Annotated in this window: 12 protein-coding genes; 8 read left to right on the top strand and 4 right to left on the bottom strand. The window is 36.9% G+C overall.

What is annotated here, in order from left to right; translation table 11 throughout:
* Positions 1 to 1,172: 1,172 nt before the first annotated feature.
* From FFS26_RS10310 to FFS26_RS22790, 4 genes are read right to left on the bottom strand one after another with little or no spacing between them, the layout of a single operon-like run.
* Positions 1,173 to 1,709 (bottom strand): hypothetical protein, encoded by a 537-nt coding sequence (locus tag FFS26_RS10310; protein WP_137904988.1) that lies wholly within the window; start codon positions 1,707 to 1,709, stop codon positions 1,173 to 1,175.
* 52 nt (positions 1,710 to 1,761) lie between these two features.
* Positions 1,762 to 8,352 carry an RHS repeat-associated core domain-containing protein gene (locus FFS26_RS10315; RefSeq protein WP_137904989.1) on the bottom strand — a complete coding sequence of 2,197 codons (6,591 nt, stop codon included), beginning with the start codon at positions 8,350 to 8,352 and terminating at the stop codon, positions 1,762 to 1,764.
* A 4-nt stretch (positions 8,353 to 8,356) separates the two neighbouring features.
* Complete coding sequence (locus FFS26_RS10320) at positions 8,357 to 8,824, bottom strand: hypothetical protein (protein WP_171006284.1); 468 nt, start codon at positions 8,822 to 8,824, stop codon at positions 8,357 to 8,359.
* 6 nt (positions 8,825 to 8,830) lie between these two features.
* Complete coding sequence (locus tag FFS26_RS22790; RefSeq protein WP_228449426.1) at positions 8,831 to 9,790, bottom strand: hypothetical protein; 960 nt, start codon at positions 9,788 to 9,790, stop codon at positions 8,831 to 8,833.
* 320 nt (positions 9,791 to 10,110) lie between these two features.
* On the opposite strand from FFS26_RS22790, the gene FFS26_RS10330 reads away from it, so the two are divergent.
* The 8 genes from FFS26_RS10330 (at position 10,111) to FFS26_RS10365 (ending at position 21,627) form a co-directional block, all read left to right on the top strand.
* Positions 10,111 to 10,491, top strand: a complete 381-nt coding sequence (locus FFS26_RS10330) for a DUF6660 family protein (RefSeq protein ID WP_228406433.1) — start codon at positions 10,111 to 10,113, stop codon at positions 10,489 to 10,491.
* A 148-nt stretch (positions 10,492 to 10,639) separates the two neighbouring features.
* The gene (locus tag FFS26_RS10335; protein WP_137904990.1) at positions 10,640 to 15,001 is read left to right on the top strand and encodes a CusA/CzcA family heavy metal efflux RND transporter; all 4,362 of its coding nucleotides are present in this window, start codon (positions 10,640 to 10,642) and stop codon (positions 14,999 to 15,001) included.
* A 1-nt stretch (position 15,002) separates the two neighbouring features.
* Positions 15,003 to 16,232 carry an efflux RND transporter periplasmic adaptor subunit gene (locus FFS26_RS10340; protein WP_137904991.1) on the top strand — a complete coding sequence of 410 codons (1,230 nt, stop codon included), beginning with the start codon at positions 15,003 to 15,005 and terminating at the stop codon, positions 16,230 to 16,232.
* A 131-nt stretch (positions 16,233 to 16,363) separates the two neighbouring features.
* Complete coding sequence (locus FFS26_RS10345; RefSeq protein ID WP_137904992.1) at positions 16,364 to 17,245, top strand: bestrophin family protein; 882 nt, start codon at positions 16,364 to 16,366, stop codon at positions 17,243 to 17,245.
* A gap of 16 nt (positions 17,246 to 17,261) precedes the next feature.
* On the top strand, positions 17,262 to 18,158 hold the full coding sequence (locus tag FFS26_RS10350) for a cation diffusion facilitator family transporter (protein ID WP_137904993.1): 897 nt from the start codon (positions 17,262 to 17,264) through the stop codon (positions 18,156 to 18,158).
* A 16-nt stretch (positions 18,159 to 18,174) separates the two neighbouring features.
* Complete coding sequence (locus FFS26_RS10355; RefSeq protein ID WP_002983024.1) at positions 18,175 to 18,594, top strand: Fur family transcriptional regulator; 420 nt, start codon at positions 18,175 to 18,177, stop codon at positions 18,592 to 18,594.
* A 378-nt stretch (positions 18,595 to 18,972) separates the two neighbouring features.
* Positions 18,973 to 20,622: a heavy metal translocating P-type ATPase gene (locus FFS26_RS10360; protein ID WP_410493522.1), complete on the top strand. Its 1,650-nt coding sequence runs from the start codon at positions 18,973 to 18,975 to the stop codon at positions 20,620 to 20,622.
* Positions 20,623 to 21,264: 642 nt separating this feature from the next.
* Positions 21,265 to 21,627, top strand: coding sequence for a hypothetical protein (locus FFS26_RS10365; protein WP_110008500.1), 363 nt, complete (start codon positions 21,265 to 21,267; stop codon positions 21,625 to 21,627).
* Positions 21,628 to 21,817: the final 190 nt, after the last annotated feature.

The following is a 21,817-nucleotide window of genomic DNA, read 5'->3' on the forward strand; positions in this document are numbered from 1 at the left end:
ACTTGTCGTTTGAATGCCTCACTGTATTCTTGGACAGGGGACGATGTTTTTTTTAGATTCATAAGGATGACTAATTTTATGGTTTTTTAGTCAACCTTTTTCAGGACGAGACATTTTATTAAAAAACCGTTGCTAAAAAGCAACGGTTTACCACGTAAAAAACAGAAATACCAAACGCTAATTTTATTAAGATTCTGATACATTGATTCGTCAGGATCATATAATTTTCTATCAAATTTTACAGTGATATATATAATGACTAATTCTATAAATTAAAGATATAAATCCCATGTAGTTTCTGTTTCTGAGAAAGCTTACACTTCCGTAAATACCTCCGAATACAACAGTTCACACTACCTTTGTTCTCGATTAGCTAACATACTTTTTATAGATTACTAATAAAGCAATTAAGAGTATGAAACCCAGGAAAAAGTATAAAATATTTAATCGGTATTTTTTTACCTCCTCTTTTGTATAAGATAAGCTTTCTATCTTTTTCCTTGGGAAAATTAACTTCAGAGGCTGCGCTAATAAAAAGAAAATTAATAAAGTAAATAATAAAAATATTATTATTCGCAATATCTCCATTTCTAAATAGGGGTTAATAAATACCTGAACAAAGGCTCCCGAAAAAAGCATTATAGGAATATTATAGGGGAGACTAAAAACTAATATCGTCCAATTATACTGTCCCTTTGTTAACCAAACTTTTTCATAATACTTTTTTAAGCTCCAAAATAAATAAGTAAGTGTTTTCATAGATTATGGTTTTGCTAATTGTGTCTGGATATGGTTATAGGAGTTTATAATACGATTTGTTTTTTAGTGGTGGTTTTTATTCTTTCAAAAAAGGCTATCCCATAAATACGATAGCCTAAATTTTAAAATTATCTAGAGTTAGAAAATTATTTTCCTCGGGATCTATAGTATACTAAAGAATCAAAAGTGTGCATAAATTTTTTGAAGTCTTTAATTTTTTCAATATCTATATTCTCTTTTACGTTAAGAGAATATAGATAGTTTCTTTCATTTGTTCTTGTTATAATAGTATCTGCAGGTTGAATAGAATTTACTCTTTGGCCAATCTTTGTATCGTTACTAATACGATAGATTTGATTCTTATAAAAATCTTGGCTAGTCCTGAAAAAGATAGTATTTCACAAGAGCAGTTGTTAGGCTGTTAATAGCATAAGCTTTTTATCAAATATCCATTTATCCTTTTTCTTTGTAAAGAAATAAATATCAACCTTCCCTCCATATCTACCTTTAGTAAATACATTTTCTTCTAATACAATAAAAGCTTTATTTATGGAATGATCTATATATATATTTGAAAACTTTAATTGAACATATGCGTTCGATTTAATAACAGGCTCGTCTTCTATAATCTGAACCTTTTTCGCAGAAGATTCTTTTGAAAAATTTGTCAAATCAAAAGAAAGATATTTTGTATTTTCGTTAATATGAAATCCTTCTTTATTGACTAATGTGAAGTAATCTTTTCTACAATTTTCAACAGAATTTAACCCATCTATTTCTATTACAGACTCACATTGTTCTTTGAAGAAATCTGTCTTCCCTGCCTTTTTCAATAAAAAAACAGGGAATGTTCCGTCTTTATGATATTGTGAAGGAAGCCCATACATATTAGAAATAAATCGATCTGCATTTTCATCAATGATTTCCTTACCTACTGTTTCATCTTTCATTGAATTACTGCAATTAATGAAAAAAAGCAATAGAAATATGGGTTTCAAAAATCTAAAATTTCCAGCCATACTTATATGATAAATTAATTGTTTCCTGATTAACCCCTGTAACGGTACCGAAAGTACGTTGTTCCCAATAATTCCCATAATCTTTTTCTCCCCATTTATTATTTGGAGCATCAGAGGATAGGATATTATATGCTCGTCCCCAATGTACAAATTCATGCAATACTGTAACTGCGAGCAGGAAGGAAGTACCTTGTATAAATGCAGCAGTTTGCAATCCTTCAAATGTTGTTACCAAACCTGCGTTTAAATAGCTCACAGGGGAAGCGGATTGTCCTAAGTTTTTCATTTTGGCTAATTTAATTACCTGTCCCTCGGAGCTATTGATATCCATAAACTTTAAAATCTGTTCCTTGGTAATACCTGTATCTTTAGATAAAGTTTCCAATATTTCAGGATTATTTTTTAAATATTGCGGAAGTTTTTCCAAAACTTGATAAAGACGAGGGTATTGCTTTTTAATGGCCTGTATCGCTTGCTGTCGTGTTATTTTTTGAATTGTATGCTCTAAATGATTGAAGGCAGTTACAAAAAAACCATTCATAGCACCCTCCCAGAAGTTTCCTCCCGCTAACACACTTCCTACACCTCCAGAGGTCATACCCGTTAAAATTTTGCCCGTATCACTTGCAAAAAAGCCACTTTTAATACCTCTTAGCAAATCACCGCTTAAGCTTGCAAATGCACCACTTGCAGCACCACTCCAAAAACTGCCACCTGTAACAGAAGATAGGACGCCCATGCTTACGGCGTGCAATCCTGCTCTTGCAAGCGTAACGCCTGTTGTTCCTAAAGAATTGGCAATACTAGCGACCTGAAACAATGTTCCTATCCCAAAAGACAGTGCACCGCTGACCATTCCGGTAATCGCTGCTGAAGAAATAGACCTAAAAAATCCGCTAACTGTCCAATTTCCTTTTATTAGTGCTATGGTAGTATAGGTAGCAGCGGTTATTGCAATTGCAGCGAAGGCCGCTTTAGCCATTACCGCTACCAAGGCAACAAAGGCAAATTCCCCACTCGGGTCATTATACATCAGTGGATTGTTCAGTACATAGCCATATTTATTATAATTCTGCGTATTTGTAGGGTCCTGGATGTTCTCATCTGCATTTAAGAATCTCCTTAATAAAGGATCATACAATCTACCATTCATGTGGATGATTCCTACTTCTGAAAAATGCTCGTGACTGGTATAACCTCTATCAATGATTAATGATGATTGGTCAATAATATTTTTATCGGTAATAATTGCTCCGTTTCCAATCTGTAAGTGTGTGAAATTTCCCCATGCGTCAAAATGCCTTTGTTCCAGCTTATTTCCAGCTTCATCACTGATGGCTAAAATACTTCCGATATAATCTTTATGCAAAAATTTGTAAGAACCGCTGCTCTCCGTAAAGTTCTTTAAATATACAGTATTAGATTGATACGGGGTTCCGCCAATATAAATGATATGTTTTTCTTTCCCTGTCGTATTATCTTTTACAACTTCATAGCTGCCATCTTCACTGTAATATTTGGTGAACTTGCCTTCTCCGTCTGTACTAAAATTGCCTCCATAGGTAACCCTTTGTCTCATACTTGTTAAGCCATACTGGAAGGCTACATCTCCTTTCATTCCGTCTATGAATACAGGATCGTTGTTTTCATTATACACAATGCTTTGGATAAGATCATTGTTATAATTCTGTTCTCCTGTTGTATTCAGTGTCATTCCTGTTGGTTGGTAGATCTTAGCAGCATTTTCAAATTTGATGCTTCCTACCTGATCGTTCTGAGTGATTCTTCCTTTTACATCATAAACATTTCTATTGGTGATTGGCTTAATTCCTGTAACAGGATTCGTCCAATTCACCAACCGATTGTTGTCGTCATAATCAAATGATTCTGCTATATTAAAATCACCTCCGGTTGTTCGGCTATTTAATTCATTCTTGATCGCATTGAATGAATAAGAAAGTTGCAGAATACTTGGTTTTACTGCGGAAGAATGATTGACATTCGTTAAGAAGCCATTGGCATCGTAGATATTGTTAATATCTGCTGCTCCTAATTTTGCTTTCAGCACCTGTCCTTTGGCATTGGCTTCTTTGAGTTCCCAAAGGATTTTACCGGAGTTTTTATCCTTAACCTGATAGAGTTCTCCATTCCATGTACTGTATACATTTTCTATCTGAACTTTGGTTAAAGTACCGGAAGAATAGAGTTGTTTTTCATAAGAAATTACTCTTGCTTTATCATCGTATGTAATTCCTTTTTGGATAAAGTATTTTCCGTTGCTGCTTTCTGAGGATGATAATACTCGTCCCTGTGGATCATAACTGATATTGGAACTGTATGGTTTTCCTTTCGAGGTTCCAGATTTTGAAACAATTCTTCCTTTATTATCGTATGAGAAAGAAATCAACTTATTGGTTGCTTCTCCACCATCAGCGGTAGAAATTTCTTTTTGAGAAATTAATTGTCCTAAACTATTATAGATGTATTCTTTAGTTCCTTTCGGGCTGATGATTTTCTTCGGTTGCCCGAAAGCATCATACTCATATTTATATAATCCGTTGGAAGGATCATTGAATTCTGATTTTCTCCCCCAAGAATCATATTTAGTAGTCACAATATTTTCTGCATATTGAGCCTTGATCTGTTCTCCGGCTGCATCGTACGAGAATTGGATCGTTCCACCTTTATCAGTGGTAGAGACTGTATTTCCTAAAGCATCAGTGGTTTTAGATGTGGTTCTGCCATAATCAACAAGATTTGTTTCTTTTATAATTGTTGTAAAGCCTGACATCAAAGTTTCCATCTGTTTTCCAGTAAATTCAGTAGCGGTCACTTTAGCAGGGAATACAGAATCATCATATACGATGGTATTCCATTGATTCGGAGTCTGTCCTTCAAAATAAGGCTCGGATTCTTTGATTTTCCTTCCTAAAATATCATACTGAATTTCTTTAGATATAAATTTTCCTTGTCCAAATGCTTTGGAGGAGGTTTTATAATTCTGTCCTAATTTATTGTCAAATTTCTTAGAAATATCTCCATCCGGATCATATTGTGTGATGGTAATATTTGCATTATCATCCCTGTTATATTGATAGGTGGTAGTTCCTGCCAAATTGGTTTTGGAAGTTAAAAGTTTACCCCAGCCATCATAAGTATTAACAAGTGTATTACCTACTGGATCAGTTTGCTTTTTGATCTGCCCCCAGTCATTGTATTCAATATTAGTTTCTAATCCTAAATTATCAGTCTTTTTTTCTACAAATCTTCCTTTAGAATCATAAACACTTGCTGTCGTTTGTGTTTGAGAATCTATACTATTACTTACTACTTTCTTAGTAATATTTCCAAATCCATCATAATTGTAAGTTTGCTGTAAATATCCAGTATTGTCTCTATTCCATGTTTTCAGGTTTTTTAAGAGGTTGCTTTCATAGATATACTCTTCTTTGTCTGATTTCGTATCACCATACACCTGTGATATATTGGTTTTGGATGTTGTGCGTCCAATATAATAGTTAGAACCTGTTCCTGTCGGGTTGTGTATGTAATCAATTGTGGAAGTAGTTACTGCGTACCCATTATTAACATTTGATACTGTTTGTACCGGAAGATAATAATTATTATAGGATATTGTGTTATTTGTTATTGTACCCGTTAAAAAATCTTTTATCATGGTACTTTTTGGAAAAATAGCGGTAATAACTTTCGGCCTGTCTGCAATAGAGACAGAATAATAGTCTACGACCTGGCCATTTAGTAGGTAGTGATTTTGGTAAATGGTTGATTTTAAGCTTAATAATTCATTATTATTTTCTGAGATATCTGCTGGGAAAACTTTCGATTCATCATTAGTTCTAATGCTCCATTCTTTTGTTGGAACGCCTTCATTTTGAATGTCTATTTCTGTTCCAGACCATATCTTTGTGTTCTCTAATCCATCAGCATACCATGAAGAACGGGCAGTTTGATAGTATCCTATCATTCCTTTTCCTTGCATATGCAAAGTCATGCCCCTGTATCGGAAATCCTGTTTTCTACCTTCTTGTTGAAGTTGTGATACAGCGTACCCTCTGTCAATCCTGTTTAATGAAAAATAAGGATATAATTCACTTTTTGGATTTTTATAGAAAGTAGGAGTTGTCGTATTATCAGGAACAATTTCCAAGTATTTAACAGAGGTGCTGATTCCTCCTTGGGTAATTGACTGTATTCTTTTGAATTCATCTACACCTGTAGGTGCCTTAATTTTAAGAACATTATTTTTCCTGAATAAGAAAACGTTATAATAATTATTATTAGATCTTATCACATTAGTTATCGGCTGATAGATAGAAAGATCATCATAAGGTTGAACGATAGTAAACTGAGGTGGGATAGGAAAAGTATAAATATTCTGGGTTTCAAAATCTATGGCTCCGAATATAGGTGATCCTTTCGAAATCAGTCCATTCACAACAACCCCTATAGTTCTTGAATTTGAATTTAACAGATTTGAATAGGAATGAACCTGCACAATATCTGACTTTCCATCTGCATTAAGATCGGAAATAGAATACATGGTTCTACTAAACTTTAACCAAGCCCCATTACTCACTGTATTTTCATTTTTATACATTAAGAAATCAGGCTTATAAACGGTATTAAAACTTTTTCCTGTTCCTATATAAAATTTCCAGTCATCTTTACCCACTTTACCTTCGGTAAGAGGAAGGGTAAAATCAAGCTTTCCGTCTCCATTGAAGTCCCCAAATAATACAGGAAACTCATTCCCTTTGGTCTCTTCTAGATTTCCGGAAAACTTAATCTTCTTTAAGTACACATCGGGTTCTGTCTTTACAAATTCAAATACAGTATATGCAGTATTGGATACATTAATGATATCTACCTTTCCATCACTATCAATATCTATATATTTTTGATTTGTATATAAACTTTCATTAATCCCATTATCCAAAGTATAAGTAGCAACAGAATTCCTTACGTTGGTCAGATCTATGATATAATTTTCTACAACCCCCGACCCTGATAAAGTAAGAAAAACATTGGATATGCCGTCACCATTGAGATCTCCTTCATTTAGTACAGCTGAACACGTTGTACATGGTGTTTGAGAAACCTGTTTTTCGAATACCTTGACAAAAGTATTATTTCTAAAAGTATATACTGAAATTTTACCACCTTCATATTCTGCAACCCCATTACCATTAACCACTTTTTTTGTTTCATCTAGAAATGTGTTAACAACAACAGAACTGGAATTGAAGATTTTATTAGTCTGAATAACATTAAAATTATCATTAAAAGCCCCCAACTTGATAGTTCCATCGGTCATTACAAAATCAAGATAAGAATCTCCATTAAAGTCTCCGGTAAATTTAATTTTATCAAACAAAGCCTGGCTGTCTATATTCCAGCCACTAATAGAAGTTGGACTTTGAGCAGGGTAATTAAATTCAACTGGATTTGCTGACTCGCCAGCTGAGTTAGATTCAGTAATCTTTTTAACGTATTGATACCCTATAGAATCGGTTATATATTCTGGTACATATTTCTTGAAGATTTGTCCATTTGTTTTTACTGTAATATCCTTTAGAATCTTTGTTTGGGTAAATAAAGTTTCAGGGCCGTTGATGTATGCTCCTTCAAAGATATTTCTATCGTTATAAGTGAAAATGATTTCATTAAAAGAAGGAGTTCCTAAATTTTCATTTCCACCCCAGGTGATAGATTTTATAACATTGACATTATTTTCTTGATCATAGCTATAATTGATAACATTCCCTTGAGCATCTTTCCATTTTACGATACTAAATCCTAAGCGATTCGTAGCATTGTTCCAGCCGGGAGCCGTTCCTCCATACCAGGCCTGGGAGCCGTCTTCGAAAGTTACCTCCCAATATTCTGGCTGTTTCCAGTTAGCCATATTTCCAAGGGACTTAATTTTGATATTGGAATACTTTTCCGTAATATATTCTGCGCCATCTTTTCCGTATTCTCCTGATTTCAAAATAAGCCTTTGTCCATTGAAGCTGTAATAGTCAGAATAGTCAATTTGAATACTTTTTACCTCTCCATCTTTGTTTATATTTTTTCCAGTTCTGGAAATAGAAGTTATACCAGATAAATTCCAGCCATAACCGGCAATTCCATTTCCGGAATCACTCGAGTAAACAAGATTGATTTGAGGGGCAACACTTTTTACTCCGGGAGGTAGGGCAATGGGTAAACTAAATTGCAGTTGACCTCCTCCTGCAACTTCTATGTTACCTTTGGTATCATGGAAGCTTTGCCCTGCCGGAGCGGTTGTCCCCGATGGATTGCCTACTCCTGCCCCTGAATCCACTGGTCCTCCACCCGGATTCTCTGTAGCTGGGCCAATTTTAGCTACGAATGGATTCGATGAGCTGGAAGACGCGCGAAATCCTGGTGCTAATACTACTGTTTGTGGATCCTGAACCGTTCTCGAAGTACTCTCTGCCTGATACAGTATGGTCTGTGAAAAGCCCAATACCGAACATAAGGACAGGATGAATGATGAAAATAGTTGTATTTTCTTATCGTAAAGTTTCATTATCTTATCGTTTGGTGATGTTTTTACTGAAAATTCTGCCATCTTTTAGCGTAAAGCGTACAACATACACTCCCCAGTCATAACCTGTCATATTGATTTTAACCTGACGGTTTAAGTCCGGGATATTCTGTTGCTGGAATTTCCAGTGAATTGTACTGTGCTGATACAATGAAACGGATTCTATAAGCCCATCCACTTCTTCTGTCCAGTCTATGGTAAGATAGTCATTAACAGGAACCGGGTACAGACGTATTTGTTTCAGGAATGTTTTTTCATCAATAACAGGAGCTTGTCTGGTAACAGCTGCTACCTTTGATTCTTTTGAAACCATTCCTTCGGCTTGTTTAGCAGCAGCGTCGATTCCCCTGTATCGCTGGTTTCCGGCCTCATCATATTTGAAATACACCTCGGTTTGGGAAAAGCCGAAGAATCCTATCATCAGGGATGATAGTGAGAGTAATTTTCTTTTCATTTGTGGTTATTTTTGTGTTGATAAGAGTTGCTGAACCTGCTGTTCAAGTTTTTCAATTTTAGCAGATTGGACTTTTAGAGCTTCATTTTCATCCTTAAGATGTTTCAGCTGTTCTGACTGTTGCTTTATTTGTTTATTCTGCTCGATTGAATAAAGAGTAAGCTCTTCAATTTTCTGCAATAATTTTATTTGGAACTCACCAACATTTACACCTTCTTTTTCCATTACTTTAGCAGAAGCAATTTCAGGAAGGTGCTTTTTTTCTTTGATATGTTTTTCAACTTCTTCTAATTTTGGAAGATCGTATTTTTCATCAAATACAAAATCGGCAGTAGGAGTTAGAGTTACTTTTACTTCTTTGGCTTCAAATTTTCCCTGTAATAAAGCATTCCCATTGGGTTTAATGGCAAGTTGTACTTTCTTGTTTGTAATAAAATTAATCGCTCCAAAATCCGGGGTTGTAATCTCATTTTCAATATTAAAGTCACCATAAGTTCCATATCTGAAGCCACTGCCTGAGTAGGTAGAATTTACTTCCAGATTAGCCGTAGTACTATTATATGCTAAACTGACTATAGCACTACCCCCGGTTTGTCCTACAGATGTAAACTTGCCCAGAGACAAATTTTGGTTGTTTATATTGTCCTGAGCGATATGTAGTTTGCTGTTAGGACTTACGGTTCCGATTCCCACATTTCCATTATCATTGACTACTAGCTTTCGGTCATTATAATCTCCTTTGGAAACGACCCATTGAGAACCATGAAGATCACCAAAAAACCATCCGTTATCTCCATTAAGATACTGAGTCTGAATTCCTCTGATAAATCCACCATCGTTTACACTTCTTTTTAAATATATAGTTGGAGAATATGCCTGTACAGTAACTTCAGAAAATGTTTGGGCCTGTTGTGAAAATGCCAGGGATGAAACCAATAAGGCCATCGAAAATAATTGTGTTTTCATAATTATAATTAAAATTTATTTTTTTGTAAAGCTATAACTGCAAGGCGACAATTGGTGTCGTGTTTAATAATAATTTTATCAACAATTGGTAAATACCTATTGATGAGTTATTGTTTTTGCAAATTTACAAAAATAGATAGAATATTTTGGTTTTTATTTCATGTATTAGTATATTTTAATATAAATCATTTAATTTTATTTTTTATTTAATGAATAATCTGTTTTGTTGACGTTTTTGTTGTCATAATTGTTCATATAATGAATTTTTTTTGGCAAAATCTTTTCTATTAAATAAACCGGAGCTAGAAATTATACTTTTTATGAATCAATTATGTAATGAAAGCTTCAACTTTACAAAAAATCTCTACCTTTGTACCATGAACCTCTTAAGATGGATACTGGCAATTTATTTCATGGCGCTATCATTGATGCCATGTGCTGATGTGTCTCATCCACAGAATTCCGGGAATAAAATAGTTTCCCTGAGTGTTCAGGAAAACCATTCAAAAGAAAAAGGAGATATCTGTTCTCCGCTGTGTGCCTGCAGCTGTTGTCAGATAACAGTTTCAGCATTTAAGATGAATCCTTTACTGGAGATTCCCGAGCAGATTCCTGCATACTTTTCAAAGAAGATCCTGTTCCACAAAAACGACTTTGCTTATCAGGTTTACGATCCTATCTGGCAGCCTCCTAAAATTTAATTTTTATTGACTTTCAGAAAGCTTTTGCTTTCTGATATGTACTTGTGCTTGAAACTTTGCAATACCATTGCAGAGGTTTTCAGGATATTTTTGCTGCAGTATTTTATACTGTGTGCATTCACTTTTCAATAAAAATTAAATACAAATCGTGTTAGATAAAATTATAAAATTCAGTATCAAAAACAAGGTGATCATTGGATTGATGACCCTGGTGCTGATCATCTGGGGAACATGGAGTGCCACCAGATTACCGATAGATGCTGTACCGGATATCACTAATAACCAGGTACAGATCATTACCGTATGTCCTACGCTCGCTGGGCAGGAAGTGGAACAGCTGGTGACCTTTCCCATTGAACAGAGCATAGCCAATGTTCCCGATATTCAGGAAACAAGAAGTATTTCAAGATTCGGGCTCTCTGTAATTACAGTAGTGTTCAAAGAAAATGTAGATGTCTACTTTGCGAGACAGCTCATTAATGAACAGCTTAAAAACGCAGTGGAAGAAATTCCCAAAGGGGTAGGGACTCCCGAACTGGCTCCCGTGAGTACAGGTCTTGGAGAAGTATACCAGTATATTCTTCATCCTAAAAAAGGAAGCGAAAAGAAATACAATGCCAAAGAACTCCGTACCATGCAGGATTGGATCGTCCGCAGACAGCTGAACGGAACACCGGGAGTAGCGGAAATCAACAGTTTCGGAGGAGAATTAAAACAATATGAAGTGGCTATTGATCCCAATCGCTTAAAGGCAATGGGAACAAGTATCACTGAAATTTTTACAGCGCTTGAAAAAAACAATCAGAATACAGGAGGAGCTTATATTGATAAAAAACCCAACGCCTATTTCATCCGTGGAATTGGTTTGGTTACCTCTTTGGAAGACATTAAAAACATTGCGGTTAAAAATGAAACAGGAAGCGTTCCGATTTTTATAAAAGATGTTGCTGATGTTCGTTTAGGAAGTGCCGTTCGCTACGGAGCCTTAACTTATGATGGAAAGGTAGACGCTGTAGGAGGAGTAGTGATGATGTTGAAAGGGGCCAATAGTAATGAAGTAGTCAGCAATATCAAAGCAAAAATTCCGACAATACAGAAATCCCTTCCGGATGATGTGGTAATAGAACCATTCCTCGACAGAACAGACCTTGTAGACAGAGCCATCAATACCGTACAGAAAAACCTCATCGAAGGAGCACTGATCGTTATTTTCGTTCTTGTCATTTTTCTTGGAAACCTGAGAGCCGGGCTTATCGTGGCTTCGGCCATTCCGCTTTCCTTGTTATTTGCTTTAGGAATGATGAATGTTTTCGGGGTAAGCGCTAATCTGATGAGTCTTGGAGCCATAGACTTCGGGTTGATTGTAGATGGTGCCGTGATTATTGTAGAAGCAACCCTGCATCATTTAAGCGTAAGGAAATCGACCTGTGCTTTAACACAGTCTGAAATGGATGAAGAAGTATTCCTTTCTGCCTCAAAGATCAGAAGCAGTGCGGCTTTCGGAGAAATCATCATCCTTATTGTATACATTCCGATCCTTACCCTGGCAGGTGTAGAAGGAAAAATGTTTACTCCAATGGCCAAAACAGTAGGATTTGCCATTCTGGGAGCATTGATTCTGTCACTGACCTACATTCCTATGATGAGCGCTTTGTTTTTATCTAAGAAAATATCCCACAAAGAAACCTTCTCTGATAAAATGATGAACCGTCTTCAAAAGATCTATCAGCCATTATTACAAAAAGCAATCAAAGTAAAGTATATCATTGTTTCTGCAACAGCTGTAGTGTTCCTTATCTCTGCTTTTATCTTTAAAAATATGGGTGGGGAGTTTATCCCGCAGCTGCAGGAAGGAGACTTTGCATTCCATTGTATTTTACCGCAGGGGAGCTCACTGAGTCAGAGTATAGAAACCTCCATGCAGGCATCAAGAATTATCAAACAGTTTGATGAGGTGAAAATGGTCGTTGGGAAAACCGGTTCTGCTGAGGTTCCTACAGATCCTATGCCTCCTGAAGCAACCGATATGATCGTAGTATTAAAACCGCAAAGTGAATGGAAAACCAAGAAATCCTACAACGAACTCGCGGATGAGATCAGTGAAAAACTGGAAACCATTCCAGGAGTATTTTTTGAGAAAAACCAGCCTATTCAGATGCGTTTCAATGAGTTGATGACCGGGATCAGACAGGATGTGGCGGTAAAGATTTTTGGAGAAAATCTGGATTCTTTGGCAGTGTATGCTGATAAAGTAGGAAAAATCATTCAGACGGTAGATGGAGCTACGACGCCTCAGATTGAAAGAGTAAGTGGTCTTCCACAAATCAATGTTCAGTATGACAGAACAAGAATAGCCAATTACGGATTGAATATCGAAGATGTCAACAATGCAGTAAGTACAGCCTTTGCAGGAAAAGCTGCCGGACAGGTATTTGAAAATGAAAGACGTTTTGATCTGGTTGTCCGCCTGGACAGTCTTCACAGAACAGATATTTCAGATGTGAATAATCTGATGATCACTTCTGCTACCGGAGCCCAGATTCCACTCTCGCAGGTGGCGAATATAAGCTACAAATTAGGGCCGGCACAGATCAGCCGTGAACAGGGAAAACGTAGAATCGTTATTGGCTTCAACGTGAAAGACCGTGACGTGGAAAGTGTAGTGAAAGATATTCAGGCAAAACTGGAGAAAGTGAAACTGCCTTCAGGATACTACTTTACCTACGGAGGTCAGTTTGAAAACCTGCAGGAAGCAAGCCAACGTCTGATGATCGCTGTTCCGGTATCATTACTTCTGATTTTTATGCTTCTGTATTTTACTTTCCGCTCATTCAAGCAGGCTGCATTGATCTTTACAGCTATTCCTATGAGTGCGATTGGTGGTGTATTTGCCCTTCTGGTAAGAGATATGCCTTTCAGTATCAGTGCCGGAATTGGATTTATTGCCCTTTTTGGAGTAGCAGTTCTTAACGGAATTGTTTTGATCGGAACATTCAATCAGTTAGAAAAAGAAGGCGAAACGGATATTCTGAAAAGAGTATTTGAAGGAACAAAAACCAGATTAAGGCCTGTATTGATGACGGCTACTGTAGCTTCACTAGGATTTTTACCAATGGCTATTTCCACCGGAGCCGGAGCTGAGGTACAGAAACCTTTAGCGACAGTAGTGATTGGTGGTTTGGTAACTGCAACATTCCTAACATTATTCGTTTTGCCGATGCTGTACATTATTTTTAACACAAAGATTTTGAAAAGAAAGAATAATAATACGGGAATTATTACTGCCGTTTTGGTGGTAGGATTTATGATGGTGGCACAGACTTTTAACGCACAGTCCAGACCAATTTCCGTAGAACAGGCGGTAGAGCAGGCAGTGAACAATAATTTAACCCTGCAGTCAAAAGACCTAAGTATTAAATCTGCCGAAGCACTAAGGGCAACTGCAAAAGAACTTCCGAAATTGAGCTTTGAAGCACAGCTTGGTCAGTACAACAGCCCAAAGTTTGACCAATCGTTTGCGATCTCACAGAGTATTCCTTTTCCGACACTTTTTAAAGCAAGAAAAGATTTAATTAATGAAAATATTAAAAGCAAGCAGATTGATAAGGAGATTACAGTCAATGAGTTGATAAAACAGGTGCGTACCTACTATTACCAGATTGAATACCTTCAGTATAACAAGGCCCAGCTGACCAGCCTGGATCAATATTATGAGGAATTCATCAGAATTGCAACCGTAAGATTTAAAGCAGGTGATATCAAGAAAATTGAGATCAGTACTGCAGAAACCCAGAAAGGGGAAATTGATCTTTTGCTCAGACAAAATGAAGTCTATCTGAATAATGCCTATAAGAATTTAAAAACTCTTATGAACACTTCGGAAGATATTGAAGTTCCGTTTAATAAAGACTATATTCCTTTGAAAGCAGAAAATGTACTCGATAGTGCGGTAGTTGCCAACAATCCTACGGTAAAAGCTTTTTATCAGGAAATGGAAATCGCCGAAAAAAATAAAAAAGTTGAAAAATCACTTGGGCTGCCAGATTTCAGTTTAGGATATACCAACCAGTCTTTGATAGGTCTGCATACCATTAACGGACAGGAGAATTTTTATAATTCAGGAAAACGTTTTCAGTCAGCAACAGTAGGAGTAGCAATACCGTTAACATTTGGAGCGACGAAAGCAAGAATTCAGGCGCTCGAATATGAAAAACAGGTCGCTGAAACCAATGCTAAAATGCAGCAGAAACAGCTTTCTGCTCAGTTGGAAAATGCCTTCAGCCAGTATCAGCAGGATTTACAGCAGTATGATTACTATACAAGCCAGGCATTGCCTAACGCAGAGAAAATTGTAAAAGCAGCTCAGCTAGGATATAAAACAGGAGAAATTTCCTATGTGGAATATCTTTTTGCCCTACAGACTGCCACAAATATCCAGTTGAAATATCTGGAATCCATCCAGCAGGTGAACCAATCTGTCGTTACTATTAATTCAATCATCAATAAATAACATGAAACTAAAACACAATATCATATATCTTACAGTCACGGCTCTTTCCATCATAAGCTGCGGAAAACAGGAAAAGGCAACGGAAAAGACAGATGTTAAAACCGAACAATCGGAAAAAGGACATGACGAGGGACCTCAAACCATAGCTTCTCTTACGGAGGATCAGATGAAATCTGTAGGCGTTGCTTTGGGAACTGTAGAAATGAAAGAGTTGACATCAACGATAAAAGCTAACGGTTTACTGAGCGTTCCCAATAGTAATAAAGCAACCATCACTTCCCTGTATGGAGGAATCATCAAAACCATCAATATTCAGGTAGGAAGTATTGTGAAAAAGGGGCAGGTCATTGCCACCATTGCCAATCCGGAATATATCCAGCTTCAGGAAGATTATCTGACTACCAATAGCCGAATTACCTATGCAGAACAGGAATACAGAAGACAGAGAGAGCTTTTTGATAATGATGCAGGCGCAAAGAAAAATCTTCAGAGTGCTGATGCTGAGCTTAAAACCTTAAGAACAAAAAGAGCGTCTCTTTTGAAACAGCTTCAGATGATGGGAATAAGCCCGGGAAAAGTAAGCAATGGAAACATGAAATCCGGTTTGGTGATCACAGCGCCCATCAGCGGAACAATCAGCAGTATTACAGCACAGATCGGAAGTTATGTAGATATTTCTTCTCCCGTTGCTACAGTGATTGATAACGGTTCTATTCATCTCGATCTTCAGGTGTTTGAAAAAGATCTTCCTAAAATGAGAGTAGGGCAGATTGTTCATTTTAAACTGACCAACAATCCGGAAACTGAATACGATGCAAGAATTTACAGCATAGGATCTTCTTTTGAAAACGAAAGTAAAACCATCTCTATGCATTGCGAAGTAATTGGAAACAAATCCGGTCTGATTGACGGAATGAATATCACCGGAATTGTCAGCCTTGATAAAAGCACAACCCCGGCAGTACCTACAGAAGCCATTGTAGAAGCAGATGGGAAATATTACGTGTTTATTCAGACCGATAAAAAAGCGGAAGAAGAACATGAAGAAAAAGGAAAACCACATCCGAAAACCTTAAACTTTGAGAAAATAGAAGTAGTGAAAGGAACGTCGGATATGGGCTATACCGCGATAACTCCGGTTGGAAATATTCCTGACAATGCAAAGATTGTAGTGAAAGGAGCCTTTTTCGTGAATGCCAAACTGGTGAATTCCGGAGAACACGAACATTAATGAAAGCAGCCGGAACCCTAAAATATCGTTTTTTATCCTTATATTAGAGCTGTTTACGGAATTTTTATTGAATAGAAACGGCAGAAAAAAATAAAGAGTATCTCACCGAATTTTTAATAAATGACCTGATTATGTTACTAAACAAAAAAATATCAGTCTGGTATTTCATCCGTGAAATAAAAACCCAAATTCTTTTCATCGGAATATTTGCCATTGCTATTGGTCTTCTGGACGAATTACCATGGTTTCGCAAAATATCACTGCCCTTAAATATCCCTGCATTGCTGGGAACTGCGGTGTCATTACTGTTGGCATTCCGTACCTCCCAATCCTACGAAAGATGGTGGGAGGCAAGAACAGTTTGGGGTGCTGTTGTCAACGATTCCAGAACTTTTGTGAGACTGATCATTCAGTTTATGCCGGCAGGAGAAGACAAAGCAATAAAAGAGTTTGCCGAAAGACAGATCATCTGGACCTATGCCCTTGGAGAATCTTTGAGAAGGTTACCTTTTTCTGAAAAAGTTCAGCAATACCTGAATCAACATCAGATCAAAGCTGTCAATATTCCCAATGCTATTCTGGATGAACATTCAAGACAGCTGAAAGAAATGGCAGTATCCAAAGGATTGACGGATTTCCAGCAAATGCAGCTGAATGATATCATCACAAGACTCTGCGACAGTATGGGAAAATGCGAAAGACTGAAGAATACCGTTTTTCCACGTTCTTACAGTGTTTTGGTTCATATTCTGATCTATGTTTTTGCAGCCATTCTTCCGTTTGGGCTTGATGATTCACAGCTGTTGGTAGAAATTGCCATTACTTTCCTGGTTCCGGTGACATTCATTGCCATTGAAAAAACATCTATCATCATGCAGGATCCGTTTGAAAATGGTCCTGTAGATACTCCAATGACTTCTCTGGCGCAGACCATAGAAATCAATATCAGACAGATGATTGGTGAGCAGAATGTTCCACCCAAAAAAGAGAATACATCTTATTATGAAATGTAATTAAACCATACCCAATATGGAAAGCACACCAACACAAACCGTTTCTGCAGGAAGCAGACACAAAAAGAACCTCCTGATTGTTCTCTGCCTTAGCGGAACCTATCTCATTGCCGAGGTAATAGGAGGGATCATCACCAATAGTCTTGCACTATTAGCGGATGCAGCCCATATGCTGACCGACGTGGTAGGATTATTGCTGGCATTTATTGCCATTAAAATAGGAGAAAGAAAAGCAGATCCATCCAGAACATACGGTTATTATAGAACAGAAATACTGGCAGCAGTAGTAAATGCTGTGGTTTTACTGGGAATTTCAATCTATGTTTTGTTTGAAGCCTATCAGCGTTTTCAGAACCCGCCGGAAGTACAAAGTAAATCCATGCTGATTGTAGCCGGAATCGGATTGATCGTTAATATTGTCGGAATGATGATTTTAAGAAAAGATTCAGAAGGCAGTCTCAATATGAAAGGTGCATACTTTGAAGTTCTTTCAGATATGCTTACTTCTGTAGGAGTCATGATCGCAGGAGTAATTATGCTGACCACAGGCTGGTACTATGCCGATCCGTTGATTTCAGCAGCCATCGGGCTGTTGATCTTTCCAAGAACATGGAGACTTTTGAAAGAAGCCATTAATGTTCTGCTGGAAGGAACTCCAAAAGATGTGGATATCCGGGAACTTCGTCAATCATTGGAGAAAACTCCCGGAGTGAAAGATGTTCATGATCTGCACGTATGGTCACTAACATCCAGTGTGAATGCGATGAGCGCACACGTTGTAAAAGAGAATGGACATCCTCAAAGCCAATTATTAAAAACATTGACTGATGCTACTGTGAATAATTTTAAAATCAGTCATACCACTTTTCAGATCGAAGAAGAAGGCTATGAAGAAAATGAAGTTCATCTGTAACCATTAAATGCGTACAATGAAAAAAGATATAGAACACAAACTCATTGATAAAAATACCAAACCCACCAGTATGAGGATTTTGGTATATGATTTTTTAAGCTCTCAGGAAGCGGCTCTATCCCTTTCTGAAATAGAAAATCATTTTGATAATGCTGACAGAATCACCATCTACAGAACATTGAAAACCTTTGAAGAAAAAGGAATTGTTCACAGCATTCAGGAAAATACAACCACGAAATACAAACTTTGCGAAGATGATTGTGATGAAAAAACACACAAAGACTGGCATCTGCATTTTTACTGTAAAATATGCAAGCAAACCACCTGCAAAGAAGATATTTCCTTCCCTGAAAATATCCAGACCAATTTCAGGATTGACGAAATAAGACTCTTTGCCAAAGGAATCTGCGAAAACTGTCTTGAAAGTTTGCAATAGCATTGCATCAGTCTCATCTTTACATTTGTATAAAAATATTCAGTTATGGAAAAATGCTGTAGTACAACCCCGGAAAAACCAGATACAAAAGGACACCAACATCATCACGCAGAAGGAGACGGACATGACCACGATGGGCATGATCACTCTCACGACTCAGGAGATCAGACGGTCTTCCAGATGTTTCTTCCTGCCATAATATCATTTATCATCTTATTATTGGGAATTGCCTTTGATAACTATATAAAACCTGCATGGTTTACAGGCTGGGTACGGTTGGTATGGTTCCTGGCAGCTTATATTCCTGTAGGATTTCCGGTATTGAAAGATGCTTATAAAAGTATCATTAAGGGAGATGTGTTTTCAGAATTCTTTCTGATGAGCATTGCAACCATTGGTGCTTTTGCCATCGGAGAATATCCTGAAGGAGTAGCGGTAATGCTGTTTTATGCCGTAGGAGAAGTATTCCAGTCTATGGCAGTTACCAGAGCCAAAGGAAATATAAAAGCATTATTGGATCAGCGTCCTGACGAGGTAACGGTTATGGAAAATAATCAGCCCAAGGCTATGAAGGCCAAAGAAGCTAAAATTGGAGACGTCATACAGCTGAAACCCGGTGAAAAACTGGCACTGGATGGGGAATTGCTTTCAGATTCGGCTTCATTCAACACAGCAGCTTTAACGGGAGAAAGTAAACCCGATACCAAAAATAAAGGAGAAATAGTCCTTGCCGGAATGATCAATATGAACAGTATTGCTCTGGTAAAAGTAAATACCGCATATGAAGACAGTAAACTGAGCAAAATTCTGGAACTTGTTCAGAATGCTACGGCCCAAAAAGCCCCTACAGAATTGTTCATCAGAAAATTTGCGAAAGTATACACGCCCATCGTGGTATTTCTTGCCATTGGAATCTGTTTACTGCCTTATTTCTTTGTGAGCGATTACCAGTTCAGAGACTGGCTGTACAGAGCATTGATATTCCTTGTGATTTCCTGCCCTTGTGCCCTTGTTATCTCAATTCCGTTAGGGTATTTCGGAGGAATTGGGGCAGCAAGTAGAAACGGAATTCTGTTCAAAGGAAGTAATTTCTTAGACAGTATTGCAGAGATTCAGAATGTGGTGATGGATAAAACCGGGACCATGACAGAAGGCGTATTCAAAGTTCAGGAAGTAAGCATAAGCCCTGAATTTAACAAAGAAGAAATCCTTCAGCTGGTCAATGTTCTCGAAAGTAAAAGTACTCATCCGGTGGCAACAGCAATCCACAATTATGTAGGAGAAATAAATCATAATAATCCCTTAGAAAATGTAGAAGAAATTGCAGGTCACGGATTGAAAGCTACGGTTAACGGAAAAGAACTTCTGGTTGGGAACTTTAAGCTGATGGATAAGTTCAACATCCGTTATGATCTTAACCACTCCAATATTGTCTACACGGTGATTGCGGTGGCCTATGATAAAAAGTTTGCAGGCTATATCACGATTGCAGACAGCATCAAAGAAGATGCTAAAGAAACCGTAGACAACCTGCATAAAATGAATGTAAAGGCTACGATGCTGAGTGGTGATAAAAGTACCGTTGTGAAATATGTAGCAGATCAATTGGGTATCGACAATGCATTCGGAGATCTGTTGCCTGAAGACAAAGTAAACAAGGTGAAAGAAATCAAAGCTAAAAACCAGACTGTAGCTTTCGTAGGAGACGGAGTGAATGATGCGCCTGTAGTGGCTTTAAGCGATGTAGGAATTGCGATGGGAGGCTTGGGAAGTGATGCCACCATTGAAACTGCAGATGTAGTGATTCAGGATGATAAACCAAGTAAAATCCCGATGGCCATCAATATCGGAAAACAAACTAAAAAGATCGTTTGGCAGAATATTGTCCTTGCCTTTGCTGTAAAAGCTGTTGTTCTCATCCTGGGAGCCGGTGGATTGGCAACCATGTGGGAAGCTGTGTTTGCCGATGTAGGAGTAGCATTGCTGGCTATTTTAAATGCGGTGAGAATCCAAAGAATGAAATTTTAACAAGCAAATAATAAACACAACTCAATTATATTGAATAAAGCTCTGCTGAATTTTTCAGCAGGGCTTTTGTTTTTAAACTTTATCCGACATAAAATCTTTGCGCCTTAAAATAGTAAGCATTTAAAAAAACTTGCGTCTTTGCGCTTCCAACATTGCATCACGCCAAAACTTAATTTAGAAGAGGGAATAGGTTTTTGTTGGAGAAACGCAAAGGTGCAAAGAAGATAAAAATTGTAGTGTTTTTTTAGGACGCAAGAAAATCAAAGATTTTCAGCAAAGTTACTTCTGAATGATCAGCTTTATTCAATCTTATTATTAGCCGTATTAAATTTTATCGGAGATAAAATCCTGGCGCCTTAAAAACAGTAAACATTGAAAAAACTTGCGTCTTTGCGTTTCCAACAAAAACAAGACATTAAAAAAATAAAAAACTCTGCCAAATACATCGGCAGAGTTTTTATTAACAAGATTAAATTGTATATAAAGAACTAAATTGTATTCAAATTTCGGGATAATATGATGTTAGCAACAGCCACAGTTTTGTAAATTTTAACGGTAACAGCTCAACTTTCCAATGACATTCATCATAAATGGAATATAAAACAGTTTTGAAGTAGTATATTTGTAACAGAGAAAAAATCGTTGAGGTTATTTATTTCCATATTCGTCATTTTTACCATTGCATTACGCCCTGTTTTGCCATTGGCAAACTATGCAGTGAACTATGATTATATTGTAAAAAACCTTTGTGAGAAAAGGAATGTACCACAATCCACCTGTAAGGGAAAATGCTATGTGGAAAAAGAACTGGCAAAAACAGAAAAGCAGTCCAATAGTTCCCAAACTATAAAGATTGCGGGATTAGATGTTTTTATTTCTCATGATATTCTTTCATTTTCGTCACAGCTGAACTCAGAATTATTTACTAAAGCTCCGGACTCAAGCTACTTTAATTCTCATTCTTCAGAATACTTTTCAAGGATATTCCATCCTCCGTTAGTTTAGTTTTATTTTAAACTATATTTTTAGTTTAATAAATGGAGGTTTTTAAAATCTTCATTAATAGGCCGTTAAAGAAACATTCTGCAGTTAAAATTAACTGTTGTAAGTATAAAGGATGCATCAGTTATTCTTAAGAAATGTTGTGCTTTTCCGACTTAGATTGTACCATAACTTATTTAATAGTATTAATTCA

This window comes from Chryseobacterium sp. 2VB (genome assembly GCF_005503635.1).
GTDB lineage: Bacteria > Bacteroidota > Bacteroidia > Flavobacteriales > Weeksellaceae > Chryseobacterium > Chryseobacterium cupriresistens.

Bases quoted from the DNA above. Each gene is read 5' to 3' on its own strand.
- FFS26_RS10355 (WP_002983024.1), top strand. From the start codon at position 18,175: ATGAAAAAAGATATAGAACACAAACTCATTGATAAAAATACCAAACCC.
- FFS26_RS10340 (WP_137904991.1), top strand. From the start codon at position 15,003: ATGAAACTAAAACACAATATCATATATCTTACAGTCACGGCTCTTTCC.
- FFS26_RS10320 (WP_171006284.1), bottom strand. From the start codon at position 8,824: ATGAAAAGAAAATTACTCTCACTATCATCCCTGATGATAGGATTCTTC.
- FFS26_RS22790 (WP_228449426.1), bottom strand. From the start codon at position 9,790: ATGAAAACACAATTATTTTCGATGGCCTTATTGGTTTCATCCCTGGCA.
- FFS26_RS10345 (WP_137904992.1), top strand. From the start codon at position 16,364: ATGTTACTAAACAAAAAAATATCAGTCTGGTATTTCATCCGTGAAATA.
- FFS26_RS10360 (WP_410493522.1), top strand. From the start codon at position 18,973: ATGAGCATTGCAACCATTGGTGCTTTTGCCATCGGAGAATATCCTGAA.
- FFS26_RS10330 (WP_228406433.1), top strand. From the start codon at position 10,111: ATGAATCAATTATGTAATGAAAGCTTCAACTTTACAAAAAATCTCTAC.
- FFS26_RS10315 (WP_137904989.1), bottom strand. From the start codon at position 8,352: ATGAAACTTTACGATAAGAAAATACAACTATTTTCATCATTCATCCTG.
- FFS26_RS10310 (WP_137904988.1), bottom strand. From the start codon at position 1,709: ATGAAAGATGAAACAGTAGGTAAGGAAATCATTGATGAAAATGCAGAT.
- FFS26_RS10350 (WP_137904993.1), top strand. From the start codon at position 17,262: ATGGAAAGCACACCAACACAAACCGTTTCTGCAGGAAGCAGACACAAA.